General features: G+C 72.4%; 11 protein-coding genes and 1 pseudogene. 6 read left to right on the top strand and 6 right to left on the bottom strand.

Translation table 11 applies throughout. The annotated features are described in order from the left end of the window. A partial coding sequence (locus IE249_RS05415) for an ATP-binding cassette domain-containing protein (RefSeq protein ID WP_229857570.1) occupies positions 1–883 on the bottom strand: 883 nt, incomplete at its 3' end. 242 nt (positions 884–1,125) lie between these two features. Next, positions 1,126–2,355: a threonine ammonia-lyase gene (gene ilvA, locus IE249_RS05410; RefSeq protein ID WP_189703577.1), complete on the bottom strand. Its 1,230-nt coding sequence runs from the start codon at positions 2,353–2,355 to the stop codon at positions 1,126–1,128. A gap of 164 nt (positions 2,356–2,519) precedes the next feature. Here ilvA and IE249_RS05405 point away from each other — a divergent pair, with 164 nt between their 5' ends. The 3 genes from IE249_RS05405 (at position 2,520) to IE249_RS05395 (ending at position 3,994) form a co-directional block, all read left to right on the top strand. Beyond that, the gene (locus IE249_RS05405; RefSeq protein ID WP_189703576.1) at positions 2,520–3,029 is read left to right on the top strand and encodes a MarR family winged helix-turn-helix transcriptional regulator; all 510 of its coding nucleotides are present in this window, start codon (positions 2,520–2,522) and stop codon (positions 3,027–3,029) included. 160 nt (positions 3,030–3,189) lie between these two features. After that, on the top strand, positions 3,190–3,693 hold the full coding sequence (locus IE249_RS05400) for a sigma factor-like helix-turn-helix DNA-binding protein (RefSeq protein WP_189703575.1): 504 nt from the start codon (positions 3,190–3,192) through the stop codon (positions 3,691–3,693). A 52-nt stretch (positions 3,694–3,745) separates the two neighbouring features. Next, a complete protein-coding gene (locus IE249_RS05395) occupies positions 3,746–3,994 on the top strand; it encodes a hypothetical protein (RefSeq protein WP_189703574.1) in 249 nt (82 codons plus the stop codon). Positions 3,995–4,044: 50 nt separating this feature from the next. On the opposite strand, the gene IE249_RS05390 is transcribed toward IE249_RS05395, so the two are convergent. Next, positions 4,045–5,199 carry a cystathionine gamma-synthase gene (locus tag IE249_RS05390; RefSeq protein WP_189703573.1) on the bottom strand — a complete coding sequence of 385 codons (1,155 nt, stop codon included), beginning with the start codon at positions 5,197–5,199 and terminating at the stop codon, positions 4,045–4,047. Between the two features lie 128 nt (positions 5,200–5,327). On the opposite strand from IE249_RS05390, the gene IE249_RS05385 reads away from it, so the two are divergent. After that, on the top strand, positions 5,328–6,446 hold the full coding sequence (locus tag IE249_RS05385; RefSeq protein ID WP_189703572.1) for a hypothetical protein: 1,119 nt from the start codon (positions 5,328–5,330) through the stop codon (positions 6,444–6,446). Positions 6,447–6,610: 164 nt separating this feature from the next. Beyond that, positions 6,611–7,105, top strand: a complete 495-nt coding sequence (locus IE249_RS05380; protein WP_189703571.1) for a hypothetical protein — start codon at positions 6,611–6,613, stop codon at positions 7,103–7,105. On the opposite strand, the gene IE249_RS05375 is transcribed toward IE249_RS05380, so the two are convergent. After that, entirely contained in the window at positions 7,084–8,082 is a 999-nt protein-coding gene (locus tag IE249_RS05375; RefSeq protein ID WP_189703570.1) for a hypothetical protein, read from the bottom strand. The genes IE249_RS05380 and IE249_RS05375 overlap by 22 nt on opposite strands. 216 nt (positions 8,083–8,298) lie before the next feature. Further along, on the bottom strand, positions 8,299–9,339 hold the full coding sequence (locus IE249_RS05370) for an NAD(P)-dependent alcohol dehydrogenase (RefSeq protein ID WP_189703569.1): 1,041 nt from the start codon (positions 9,337–9,339) through the stop codon (positions 8,299–8,301). Positions 9,340–9,539: 200 nt separating this feature from the next. Between IE249_RS05370 and IE249_RS05365 the strand changes: the two genes are divergently transcribed. Beyond that, complete coding sequence (locus IE249_RS05365; protein ID WP_189703568.1) at positions 9,540–10,448, top strand: helix-turn-helix domain-containing protein; 909 nt, start codon at positions 9,540–9,542, stop codon at positions 10,446–10,448. A 120-nt stretch (positions 10,449–10,568) separates the two neighbouring features. Here the strand turns inward: IE249_RS05365 and IE249_RS36335 are convergent. Further along, positions 10,569–12,075, bottom strand: a pseudogene (locus IE249_RS36335) (peptidase S8); the annotation flags it as partial.

Genomic DNA, 12,075 nt, shown 5'->3' with positions numbered 1-12,075 from the left:
GTCCGATGTCGTCGATCTCGATGCCGCGGGAGTCCAGCTCACGGATGACCTCGGCCAGCAGCTTGGCCCCGCCGGTGACCGGCACGGTGAGCTTGCGGGTGTGGTCCTCGACCGTGGTGTCGCCCTTGCCGAAACCGCGCAGCACCTCGGAGGCGGTGGCGATGTGGTCGCGCTCGTGCACGACGACCTCGACGCGCTCGCCGCCCGTGCGGGCCTTGAGCTGGTCGGAGGTGCCGCGGGCGATGACGCGGCCGTGGTCGACCACGGCTATCTCGTGCGCGAGATGGTCGGCCTCCTCCAGATACTGCGTGGTCAGCAGCAGCGTCGTACCACCGGAGACGAGCTGCTTGATGACCTCCCACAGCTGCTGGCGGTTGCGGGGGTCGAGGCCGGTCGTCGGCTCGTCCATGAACATCACCGGCGGGGAGACGACGAGCGCCGCCGCCAGGTCGAGCCGGCGGCGCATGCCTCCGGAGTACGTCTTGGCGGGGCGGTCGGCGGCGTCCGCGAGGTGGAACTGCTCCAGCAGCTCCACGGCCCTGGCCTTCGCGGCCCTGCCCGGCATCTGGTACAGCCGGCCGACCATCTGAAGGTTCTCGCGGCCGGTCAGGTACTCGTCGACCGCGGCGAACTGGCCGGACAGGCCGATCGAGCGCCGGACCCGGTCGGGCTGCCTGAGCACGTCGACGCCGGCGACCACGGCCTTGCCGGAGTCGGGTCGCAGCAGGGTGGTCAGACAGCGGACGGCGGTGGTCTTGCCCGCGCCGTTCGGCCCGAGCAGGCCCAGCACGGTGCCCTCGGGGACATCGAGGTCGACGCCGTCCAGAGCCCTTACGTCACCGAAGGTCTTCACCAGGCCTTCGGCATAGATGGCGCCTGGCATGTGAGTCTCCACGTCGTCGGGGATTGTCGGAAAAGCCTAGGTACGCGGGCGCTGTTCCGCCTGCGAATTTCGTCCGCGGACAGCGCCCGCGGAATGACTGAATGCACCGCGAGGGTGCGGCACGCGACACACCATAACGCGATGTATCGCGTCTCTCAATGGATTTGCCCGAACGGGTGACGAAGCGCTTCCGGCCTGCGTGTTCGCGGCCGAGGTGTCCGACGCCGGCTCTCAGTCGGTCGTCAGTCGATGACCGTGTAACCGGAGTCGCGCAGTGCCTGGCCGACCTCGGCGCAGTGCGCCGGCCCCTTCGTCTCCAGGTGCAGCTCCACCTCCGCCTCCGTGAGCCCGAGCCGAGGGTCGGTCCGTACGTGGCTCACATCGAGGACGTTAGCGTCGGCCACTGACAACACCCCGAGAAGCGTGGCGAGGGCGCCCGGCCGGTCCGTCAGCCGGAGGCGGACCGCCAGGTAGCGGCCCTGCGCGGCCATGCCGTGCCGCAGGACGCGCTGGAGCAGCACCGGATCGACGTTGCCGCCCGACAGCACCGCCACGACCGGCCCCTCGATGCCGTCCCCGCCGCCGAGCAGCGCCGCGACCGGGCTCGCACCGGCCGGCTCGACGACCAGCTTCGCCCGCTCCAGACACAGCAGCAGCGCCGCGGACAGCTGGTCCTCACCGACCGTGCGGACCTCGTCGACCAGCTCCTCGACGATCGCGAAGGGCACCTCGCCGGGCCGTCCCACCTTGATCCCGTCGGCCATCGTCGCCGGGTTCTCGATCGCCACCGGCCGCCCGGCCGCCAGCGAGGGCGGATACGCCGCCGAGCCCTCCGCCTGCACACCGATGATCCGCACGTCCGGCTTCAGCGACTTCACCGCCACCGCGATCCCGGCCGCGAGCCCGCCGCCGCCGATACCGACGACGATCGTGCGCACCTGCGGGCACTGCTCCAGGATCTCCAGCCCCACCGTGCCCTGGCCCGCGATGACGTCCGGGTGGTCGAAGGGGTGGATGAACACCGCGCCGGTGCGCGCCGCGTGCTCCTGGGCGGCGGCCAGCGTCTCGTCGACGACCTGGCCGTGCAGGCGCACCTCCGCGCCGTAGTCCCGGGTGGCGCTGATCTTGGGCAGCGGGGCGCCCTTCGGCATGAACACCGTGGAGTGCACGCCGAGCAGCGACGACGCGAGCGCCACGCCCTGCGCGTGGTTGCCCGCGCTCGCGGCCACCACGCCGGCGGCGCGCTCCTCCGGCAGCAGCCCGGCGATGCGGACGTAGGCGCCTCGCAGCTTGAACGAACCCGTGCGCTGGAGGTTCTCGCACTTCAGGAGCACCGGGGCGCCCACCAGCTGCGACAGGTGCCTGCTGCCCTCCATCGCGGTCACGCGCGCGATCCCGGAGAGCATCTTCTGGGCACCGAGCACGTCGTCGAGGGTGACGGAGCGCAAGGAACCGGCCGTGCTGTAGCTCATCCTCCAAGTCTCGCAGTTCACGGGCTCCGGACGGCGGTGTGACCAACCTCCGAGACCGGATTGCGCAGCGCCGGTACGGCCCGTGTCCCGGCCGCGTACCCTGTCCCCCAACCCAGCAGCCGCCCTTCAGAAGTGAGCCCCCCGCCATGCCCACAACACCTGAAATGTCGATGGACATGACGACCGTCGGTGACACCGGTCTTCTCGACGTCCTCCAGCACGAGGTGGCGGTGTTCGCCCGGCGTGCCGAACAGACGCGGCTCGGCGGGGTCGGGCAGGTGCGCAACTCCATGGACCGCGCCGCCTACCTCCTGCTGAACCGCCTGGACAAGGAGGGCCCGATGGGCGTCAAGGCGCTCGCCGCGAGCATGGGTATCGACTCCTCCACCGTCACCCGCCAGGTGGCGCCGCTCGTCGACACCGGGCTGGTCAAGCGCACTTCGCACCCCGAGGACGGGCGGGCCGTGGTGCTGCAGCTTTCCCCGCGCGGGCTGTCGCGGCTGGACGAGGTGCGCACCTCGCGGCGGCAGCTGATGGCCGAGCTGACCGGGGAGTGGTCGCCGGAGGAGCGCGAGACGTTCTGCTCCCTGCTGACCCGCTTCAACCACGCCCTCTCCGCCCGGCAGGCCTCCCAGGGCGTGCCGCCGGCCGAGACGACGGCCCCGGCGTCGTAGGCGCCCCGCGGCGCACGGGAGACCGGCGCGCGGGCGCGCGGCTCTTGACCGGCGGCCCCCGCCTGGCCTCATATGAGACCGGGCCCCCAGTCGCACACGGTTCCGTATCCCGTACGCGGACGGGCCCGGTCCCTCACGGTCGCCCTTGGCGGGAGGCGCGGTGCGAGAACGGCAGGCGTCCCACGACGCTGGCCGGGCCCGGGAGTTCGAGGCGTTCGTCGCGGGCGCGGCCGGGCGGCTGCTGCATGCCGCCACGCTGCTCACCGCGGAGGCGCCGGACGCCAACCCGCGCGCGCGGCGCCTGCTGACCCTCGCCCTCGCGCACACGTACGCGTGCTGGCACCGGCTGCGCGGCGAGGACCCGTACGACCGCGCCCGCCAGTATCTGGCCACCCGGTACGCGCGCGAGGTGTGGCACCAGCACACCGCTCTGGGCCGGGGCCGCCCGCGGCCGCCCGGCACGCTGGCCGTCCTCACGCCGCAGGAGCGGCTGATCATCGTCCTCAGGCTGTACGAGGGCGTCGCCGAGGAGCAGGCGGCGGCCCTGCTGGGCCTGCCCGCGGAACGCGTCCGCGCCATCTGCGACCGGGCGATCACCACGCTCACCCACCCGCCCCGCGAGAGCACCCCGGCAGTGCGCGGCCCGAAGGTCGCCCCGTCATGAGCGGGGAAGGCGGAGGGAGCAGGACGGCGGCTGGGAAGGGCAGGGGAGGGAAGTGAACCGGACCGAGCGTGAGGCGGCCGTACGGCGGATCCTGGACCAGACTCCGCCTCAGGTGCCGGCGGACCTGTACGAGGACGTGCTGCGGCGCGGCGGCCGGATGCTGCGCCGCCGGACGGCCGCGCGCCGCGTGCTGTGGCTGATGCTGTTCGCCGCGGCCGTGGCCTTCACCGTGTGGGCGCTGACGGTACGGCCCTGGGTGGAGCCGCCCTCACAGACGACCCCACCGCTGTCGGGCTGGTGAGCCCGGGACCGGCGGCCGGTCTCGTACCGTTCCGCCGGCCCGCGCGGAGGTCAGCCGAGGGCCTGCTGCAGGTCCTCGAGCAGGTCGTCGACGTTCTCGATGCCCACCGAGAGGCGGACCAGGTCGCCCGGGACCTCCAGGGCCGAACCGGCCGCGGAGGCGTGGGTCATGCGACCGGGGTGCTCGATCAGGGACTCGACGCCGCCCAGGGACTCGCCGAGCGTGAACACCTTGGCGCGGTTGCAGACCTCGACGGCCGCCTCCTCGCCCCCCTCGACCCGGAAGGAGACCATCCCGCCGAACGCCCTCATCTGCTTGGCGGCGACCTCGTGACCGGGGTGGTCGGGCAGGCCCGGGTACAGCACGCTGTTCACGCGCGCGTGCCGGGTGAGCATGTCGGCGATCTTCGTGGCGTTCTCGCTGTGCCGTTCCATGCGGACGGCGAGGGTCTTGGTGCCGCGCAGCACCAGCCAGGAGTCGAAGGGGCCGGCGACGGCGCCCATGGCGTTCTGGTGGTACGCGAGCTCGTCGCCCAGCGCGGAGTCGCCGACGATCAGCGCGCCGCCGACGACGTCCGAGTGGCCGCCCATGTACTTGGTGAGCGAGTGCACGACCACGTCCGCGCCGAGCGCGAGGGGCTGCTGGAGGTAGGGCGTGGCGAAGGTGTTGTCGACGACGAGCCGGGCGCCCGCGTCCCGGGCGACCTGGGCCACGGCGGCGATGTCGGTGATGCCGAGCAGCGGGTTGGAGGGGGTCTCCACCCACACGACCTTGGTCTTCGGGGTGAGGGCGGCCCGTACGGCGGCCGGGTCGCTGGTGTCGGCGACCGACCACTCCACGCCCCACCGGGAGACCACCTTGGCGAAGAGGCGGAAGGTTCCGCCGTAGGCGTCGTTGGGGATGACGACGTGGTCGCCGGGGCTGAGCAGCGTACGCAACAGGCAGTCCTCGGCCGCCAGTCCGGACGCGAACGCGAGGCCCCGGCGGCCGCCCTCGAGGGCGGCGAGGTTCTCCTCCAGTGCGGTCCTGGTCGGGTTGGCGCTGCGGCTGTACTCGTAGCCGCCGCGCAGACCGCCCACGCCGTCCTGCTTGTAGGTCGAGACCTGGTAGATCGGCGGGACGACCGCGCCGGTGAGGGGATCCGCGGTGTTGCCCGCGTGGATCGCGAGGGTCTCGAAGTGCTGACTGATGTGCCTGTCGCTCATGGGCCCGAGGGTAGTGCGCCCGCGGGCCGGCTGCCGGACGCCGGCCGTGGACCGTGCCGGGGGCGGGTTTTCCACAGGCTCGCGGGACGGGTTGGCCAATCGTCGGCGGTGTCTGGTTCGCTTGAGGCATGGAGATTCTCTGGGTCCTGATGGCACTGGTCATGCTGGGCTTCGTGCTGCTCCCGTTCCTGCGGCGCAGGCGGGGTGTCCTCGAGCAGGTGCCGCCCGGGCACCCGGACGCCGCGGACCCGGCGAACTACGGATTCCTGCCCACGGAGGAGCTGGACGTCCGCATGCCCGGTCCCGACCAGGACCTGCTGGACGTACTGGACCTGGTGCAGCGCACGCAGGACTACCGCGCGGCCTCCCAGCTGCTCGCGGGCACCGAGGCGGAGGGCGAGCTGCGCTGGCAGCGCGTGCAGGCCTTCGCCGGGGCCGCCTCGCTGGAGCTGCGGCAGCGGCCGGGCGGGATACACGAGACGCCCGGCGGCCAGTGGCTGAGGGTGTGGCGGGCCGAGGCGCCCAAGGACGCGGGCGGCGCTGCGGTGCAGGCCGAGTTCCTGGTGCAGCAGGCGTGGCGCACGTCGACGCCGGGCACGGACGAGTTCCGGATCATCATGGAGGAGGCCAGGGACGTCTGCGGCCAGGCCGCGCTGCTCGCCCCGGGCGACCCCGTGCCGTACATCGTGGAGCTGTCGGTGGCGCGCGGACTGGGCTACTCGCAGCCGGAGTTCGAGCAGCTGTGGCTGAAGATCCTCGACCGTGCTCCGGCGCACATGGGGGCGCATCTGGCCGCCCTGCACTACTGGTGCGAGAAGTGGCACGGCTCGCGGAAGCTGGCGATGGAGTTCGCCGAGGCGGCCGCCGCGCGCGCCCCGCGCGGGTCACTGCTCGCGGCCATGCCCCTGTTCGCGGTCTTCGAGCACCTGCCCGAGGTCAACCTCGTCAGCGGCTTCTACCAGAGCGAGGTCGTCACCAAGGCGATCCACGGCGCGCTGTTCGCGGTGCACGCGGCCCGCCCCGGCGACCCCATGCTGGCCCACGTCCGCCACCTGCTGATCTTCTTCCTGGTCCGCTCCGAGCGCTGGGCCGAGGCCATGAACCAGCTCATTCACGTCGACGGCCACGTCGGCGCCCTCCCCTGGACCCTGTCCCCGGACCCGGCGGCCGAGTTCGCCGTCCACCGCGCCCTGGCGGTAGCCGGCTACGAAGCCAACGGCGGCAGCCCGGCAACCCTCGCGGGCTGACCCCGGGCCCACTCCACCCCGACGCCGAAGTCCTGGACGGAGACCTCCAGCGGTCCCGCACGCGCACACGCCGTGGGTCGGGATCCGTTGGCGGGGTGCGGGCCGCGTGGGGGACGGTCCTGGGGGGAAGGGCTACGGACGCGGGGCGGAAAGGGAGGGTGTCGGTGGAGTTCGGGGACTTCGCGGTCCGGTTCCGGCCGGTGATCCGGGCCGCGCTGGACTGGGGGCGGCTGGCGGACGTGGGGGCGGGGGTCCGGGTGGAGACGGTGACGGGGGGTGCGGCCAGGCGATGCCTGGCGGGGTTGTTCACCGTCTGGTACGCCGACGCCCGCGGCGCGGACAGCAGTTGGAACAGTCCGGGGAGCCGGCCGCTGCGGGTGGGTTCGGCCGGGCGTACGCTGCCCAGCTGGCCCGAGGACCGCAGGCGTGCCGTCGACGCGCTGGCGCGGGGATACGCCGAGGGGTCACGGCCGGTGCCGCTCACCCTGCCCACGTACCGGGTCGGTGAGGACTGTCATGTCCTCCTCGACGGCAACCACCGTGCCGTGGCGGCCCACCGGGCGGGCCGGGACGTGGAGCTGACCCTGTGGGCGCTGACCGGGCCCGTGTGCGAGGGCATACTGCCCGATCTGCACCACTACGCCGCCCCGCTCGGCTGACGGCCGGCACCCGCGCCGCCCGCCCGGCGTCCGGCCCCCGCACCCGCGCCTGCGCCTGCGCCTGCGTCAGGGTGGTCACCAGGGCCGGGCTCGGCATCGGCATCGGGATCCGCCTCGGCGTCGTCCGGGTCCTCGTCGTCCGGGTCCTCGTCGTCCGGGTCCGCCGGAAAGGGGGACCCGGGAAGCCTCGTCACGGCGAGCCGCATCTCGTGGTCCTCCACGAGGTTGCGCAGCGCCTCCCAGCACTCCGTCCGGCGCAGGCGCAGCACCTGGGCGAAGGTGAGGGCCGCCGTCGCCGCCGCGACCAGCGCGCTCATGGCGGCGGAGACGGCCCCGAGGGGCGCCAGGGCGATCAGGGTCCAGGTGCCGAGGGCCAGCGGCACCAGGGTGGAGAGGAGGATGTTGATCTCCGCCTCGGTCGCGTCCGGCGCGAGTGAGGGGTTGTGCTCCCGCAGCCACAACCTGGCGTAGGTGAAGGCCTCGTAGGCGTTTCCGCCGCGCAGGGCGCCGCCCGGCCGGCGCAGTAACTGCACGGGGGTCGAGGCGTTGTGCGCGGGATCGAGCAGGTACCGCATCAAGGGGTGCGTCCGCATGCAGCGGCGCAGGGCCGTGTCCCCGTAGACGGCCTCCAGCTCGCCGTACAGCGAGTCGAGCGACGTCCGGTGCCTCGGGCTGAGCCGTTCCGCGAGGCCGAGGAGGCGGAAGGCGAGCTCCCGGCCGACGTAACCCAGGATGTAGGCGAAGGCCAGCCAGGAGACGTCGACCAGGACCATGGCCGGGCCCCGGAGCGTGCGCACGGCCTCGCCCAGGGCCGCGCCGGTGTCCCCCGGGTGCCGGGCGTGCAGCATGAGCGCGGCCAGGCAGGTCACGGCGACCAGGCCGGGCACCAGGACGGAGGTCAGCTGCACGGAGACGTAGAAGGCGAACCGCCGCCCCGCCGCGGCCTTACCGGCGGTGACCGCCGTCAATGGATCCATGGCTCCCCGCCCCCGCCCCCGGCAGATCCGACGGGTCCGGCGCCTCCCGCGGGCCGCGATCATGGGTCAGTGGTCGCGGTCACCGACGCGGGCCGGGCCCCCGGCCACGGTATCCGCCGACCGGGCCACCCGCCACAGCCCCGGCCGGCCTCTCCCCCGGCGGTCCCTCGGCCACCCGCCCACCCGGCCCCGGCCCGAAGGCCGGGCGGCCGCGCGTCAGATCGTCGCCGTGTCGATCACGAAGCGGTAGCGGACGTCGCTGTTCACGACCCGCTCGTACGCCTCGTTGATCCCGTCGGCGCCGATCAGCTCGATCTCGGCGCCGAGGCCGTGCTCCGCGCAGAAGTCGAGCATCTCCTGGGTCTCGGGGATGCCGCCGATGTTGGAGCTGGTCAGGATGCGGCGGTTGCCGAAGATCGCGGAGAGTTCGATGCGGACCGGCTCCTCGGGCAGGCCCACGTTGACCATGGCGCCCTCGGTGCGCAGCAGGGAGAGGTAGGCGGCGAAGTCGAGCGGTGCGGAGACGGTGTTGAGGACGACGTCGAAGGTGCCGCGCAGGTCCTCGAAGGTCTGCGGGTCGCCGGTGGCGCGGTAGTGGTCGGCGCCGAGCCTGAGTCCGTCGTCCTTCTTGCGCAGGGACTGGGACAGCACGGTCACCTCGGCGCCCATCGCGTGCGCGATCTTGACGCCCATGTGACCGAGGCCGCCGAGCCCGACCACGGCGACCTTCTTGCCGGGGCCCACACCGAAGTGCTTCAGCGGGGAGTACGTGGTGATGCCGGCGCACAGCAGCGGCGCGGCCACGTCCAGGGAGAGGCCGTCGGGGATGCGGACGACGTAGTTCTCGTCGACCACGATCTTCTCGCTGTAGCCGCCGTAGGTGGTCTCGCCGTCCTTGCCGACGGCGTTGTACGTCCACACCGGGCCCTCGACGCAGTACTGCTGGAGGCCGGCCCTGCAGTTGTCGCACTCGCGGCAGGAGTCGACCATGCAGCCGACGCCCACGCGGTCGCCCACGGCGTACTTGGTGACGCCCGGGCCGACCTCGGAGACGACGCCGGCGATCTCGTGGCCGGGGACCATGGGGAAGATCGCCTCGCCCCAGCCCTCGCGGGCCTGGTGGATGTCGGAGTGGCAGATGCCGGCGAACTTGATGTCGATCAGCACATCGAACTCGCCCACGGCACGGCGCTCGATGGTGGTGCGCTCCAGCGGGGCCTTGGCGGCGGGTGCGGCGTATGCGGCAACGGTGGTCATGCCGGGGTTCTCCGGTTCTTCGGGTTGGTTCGGCGGTCGCTTCACGAGCGGTTGTCCGCGCCGGACCGGTGTTCGGCCGGGCGCTCCTCCAGCGTGCCCCGGCGTACGGCGTTCACCCAGGTCACGCCTTTGCGTACGCTCGCCGTTCCTACCACTGGCGGGGTCAGGCTGCTGTGCGTAGGACCGGGGATACTGGACATATGGACGAGCCCGATCTTCCCCAGGACGCCGGCGGGCTGGACCGCCGTGCCGAGCTGAGCGAGTTCCTGCGCACCCGCCGGGCCCGGCTGCGGCCGGAGGACGTCGGCCTCGCGCACTACGGGCGGCAGCGCCGGGTGCCCGGGCTGCGCCGCGAGGAGCTGGCCCAGCTGGCCGGGGTGTCGGTGGCGTACTACACCCGGCTGGAACAGGGCAACGGGCGCAATGTCTCGGCGGAGATCCTGGACTCCATCGCCCGCGCGCTGCGGCTCACCGACGCCGAGCACGCCCATCTCACGCACCTGGCCAAGCCCAAGCACAAGAAGAAGCAGGCGGTGCGCGCCCAGCAGGTGCGGTCCGGGCTGCGGCAGTTGCTGGACACGATGGACGAGGTGCCGGCGTACATCGTGGGCCGGCGCTCGGAGGTGCTGGCGTGGAACCGGATGGCGGCCGCCGTCTTCGGCGACTGGTCGCGGGTGCCGGCGCAGGAGCGCAACTGGGCGCGGATGGTCTTCCTGAACCCCGAGTACCGCGATCTGTACATCGACTGGGAGCAGAAGGCGATCGACGTGGTGTGCGGGCTGCGCATGGAGGCCGGCTGCTATCCCGACGACCCCCGGCTCTCGGCGCTGGTGGGCGAACTGTCGGTCAAGAGCGAGGACTTCCGGCGGCTGTGGGCCACCCATGACGTCAAGGAGAAGAGTCACGGCGTCAAGCGGCTGCGCCACCCGCTGGTGGGCGAACTGGCCCTGCACTACCAGTCGTTCAGACTCGCCGACGACGCCGATCAGGCCATGATGCTGTACCACGCCGAGCCCGGCTCCCCCTCCGCGGAGGCGCTGCGCCTGCTGGCCAGCTGGGGCGCGGACGCCACCCGGGCGGGGACGGCGAGCCCGCACACGGGCGGCTGAGGGCCCGCACACGGGCGGCTGAGGCCGAGAGGCCGAGGAGAGCCCGGACCGGCGACGAGCGGCCCGCCGGGAGGTGTGCTCCCGGCGGGCCGCCCCGCTCCGTTCACCGCCGTCGGCGGCTCACTTGCCGTAGTACGCGTTGTAGATGGACAGCGTCGACTTGTTGCCCTTCTTGTCGACGACCTCGGCGCGGAAGGAGACGCTCTTGTCCTTCGCCGGGTTCTTCAGCGTGATGCGGCCGCCGGTGACCTTGGCCTTCTTCCAGGTCTTGCCCTGGTCGTAGGAGATCCAGACGGTCAGGGACTTGAGGTTGGCGCCGCGTGCCGCGCCCTCCACCGAGACCGGCAGGCCGACCTGCTTGCCGGCGGGGACACGGCTGTCCAGGCCGGTGGCGGCGTTGAAGCGGACGGACGAGACGGGCAGTCGGTCCACGCCGGCGCCGGAGGGCTTCTTCGAGCGGAAGGTCCAGCTCGCGTCGATGCGGGTGGACACGCCCGCGACCTTGGTGCTGCGGCTGACCGAGGTGGTGAGCCGGTAGGCGGCGTCACCGGCCGGGACCGTGAACGTCTTGCCGCCGAAGAGCGGGTCGTCGTTCGAACCGGCCTTGGCGCCGTTGCGGTACAGCGTCGTGGTCACCTTGGTGAAGGCGGACGAGCCGGCGTGCTGGTTGTCGTCGGCGAACAGCGGCAGGAAGCCGTAGAGGTCGTCGCCGTCGCGGAAGATGCCGTAGTCGGCGTTGAGGTGGGGGCCGAAGACGGCCGTGTTGAAGACCTTCTCGTAGCTCTTGCCGGCCTTGAAGGTCTGCGGGGCGCCCAGGGTGTAGTAGGCGTCGGCGACCGGGAAACCCTCCTGGTCGACTCCGCCGTCCTGCTCGAAGTCGAGGCCCCACTTGACGCCGCCCTGCGTGGACAGGTGCAGGGTGCGGGTGCCGGGCACGGGCTGCGGGATGCCGACGGAGCTGGCGCCGAAGCTGCCGGGCAGCCAGCCCGCGGCGCTGACCACGCCCTTCTTGCCGCGCGCCGAGGCGCCCATGCCGACCTTGACGGTGGCCAGGTCACCGGCCTTGTAGTGCCGGGTGTAACCGGTGGCGAGCTGCCTGACCCGGTTCACCACGGTCGTGTCGTACTGGTCCTTGCCGCCCGCGCTCCAGTGGCCGTCCCACTGCTGGGAGAGCGAGCCGTCGGTGACGGGCGCGCCGATGTGCGCGGTGCGGAAGTTGGCGTACGTGTCCAGGAACCAGCCGAAGCCGTAGGAGTCGTCGCCCTGCTCGACGGTGTAGGACGGGGCGGCGAACTCGGACTTGGCCGCCTTGGCCGGGACGGTGATGTCGACCGGCCTGGCCTTGCGGGCGTCGAGGGTGACCGTGGTGTTCTTGTTGACGTTCAGCTTCGGCTGGGCGAGCCAGTCGATGCCCTTGGTGGAGTCGTCCGGGTCGGCGAAGAGGGCGGAGTCGAGGATGTACGTGCCCTTGGGGACACGGACCTTGACGGTGCCGGAGGGGTCGTAGGGCGAGTAGTTCCGGCCGGCGCCGAGGCCGGCGATGCCGGACAGGCCGGCGCCGTAGTACTTGGCCGGCTTGCCGTCGCGGCCGCGGAACTTCAGGGTGACGTCGTACGACTGCACCTCG

Source organism: Streptomyces anandii JCM 4720 (assembly GCF_014650655.1).
Taxonomy (GTDB): domain Bacteria; phylum Actinomycetota; class Actinomycetes; order Streptomycetales; family Streptomycetaceae; genus Streptomyces; species Streptomyces anandii.
Note: the sequence above shows the minus strand (reverse complement) of the source record. Positions and strands in the feature narration are given on the sequence as shown.

What these genes read in the sequence shown, in the direction of transcription:
- ilvA (WP_189703577.1), bottom strand. Translation starts at nt 2,355, where the DNA reads ATGAGCTACAGCACGGCCGGTTCCTTGCGCTCCGTCACCCTCGACGAC.
- IE249_RS05405 (WP_189703576.1), top strand. Translation starts at nt 2,520, where the DNA reads ATGTCGATGGACATGACGACCGTCGGTGACACCGGTCTTCTCGACGTC.
- IE249_RS05390 (WP_189703573.1), bottom strand. Translation starts at nt 5,199, where the DNA reads ATGAGCGACAGGCACATCAGTCAGCACTTCGAGACCCTCGCGATCCAC.
- IE249_RS05385 (WP_189703572.1), top strand. Translation starts at nt 5,328, where the DNA reads ATGGAGATTCTCTGGGTCCTGATGGCACTGGTCATGCTGGGCTTCGTG.
- IE249_RS05375 (WP_189703570.1), bottom strand. Translation starts at nt 8,082, where the DNA reads ATGGATCCATTGACGGCGGTCACCGCCGGTAAGGCCGCGGCGGGGCGG.
- IE249_RS05370 (WP_189703569.1), bottom strand. Translation starts at nt 9,339, where the DNA reads ATGACCACCGTTGCCGCATACGCCGCACCCGCCGCCAAGGCCCCGCTG.
- IE249_RS05365 (WP_189703568.1), top strand. Translation starts at nt 9,540, where the DNA reads ATGGACGAGCCCGATCTTCCCCAGGACGCCGGCGGGCTGGACCGCCGT.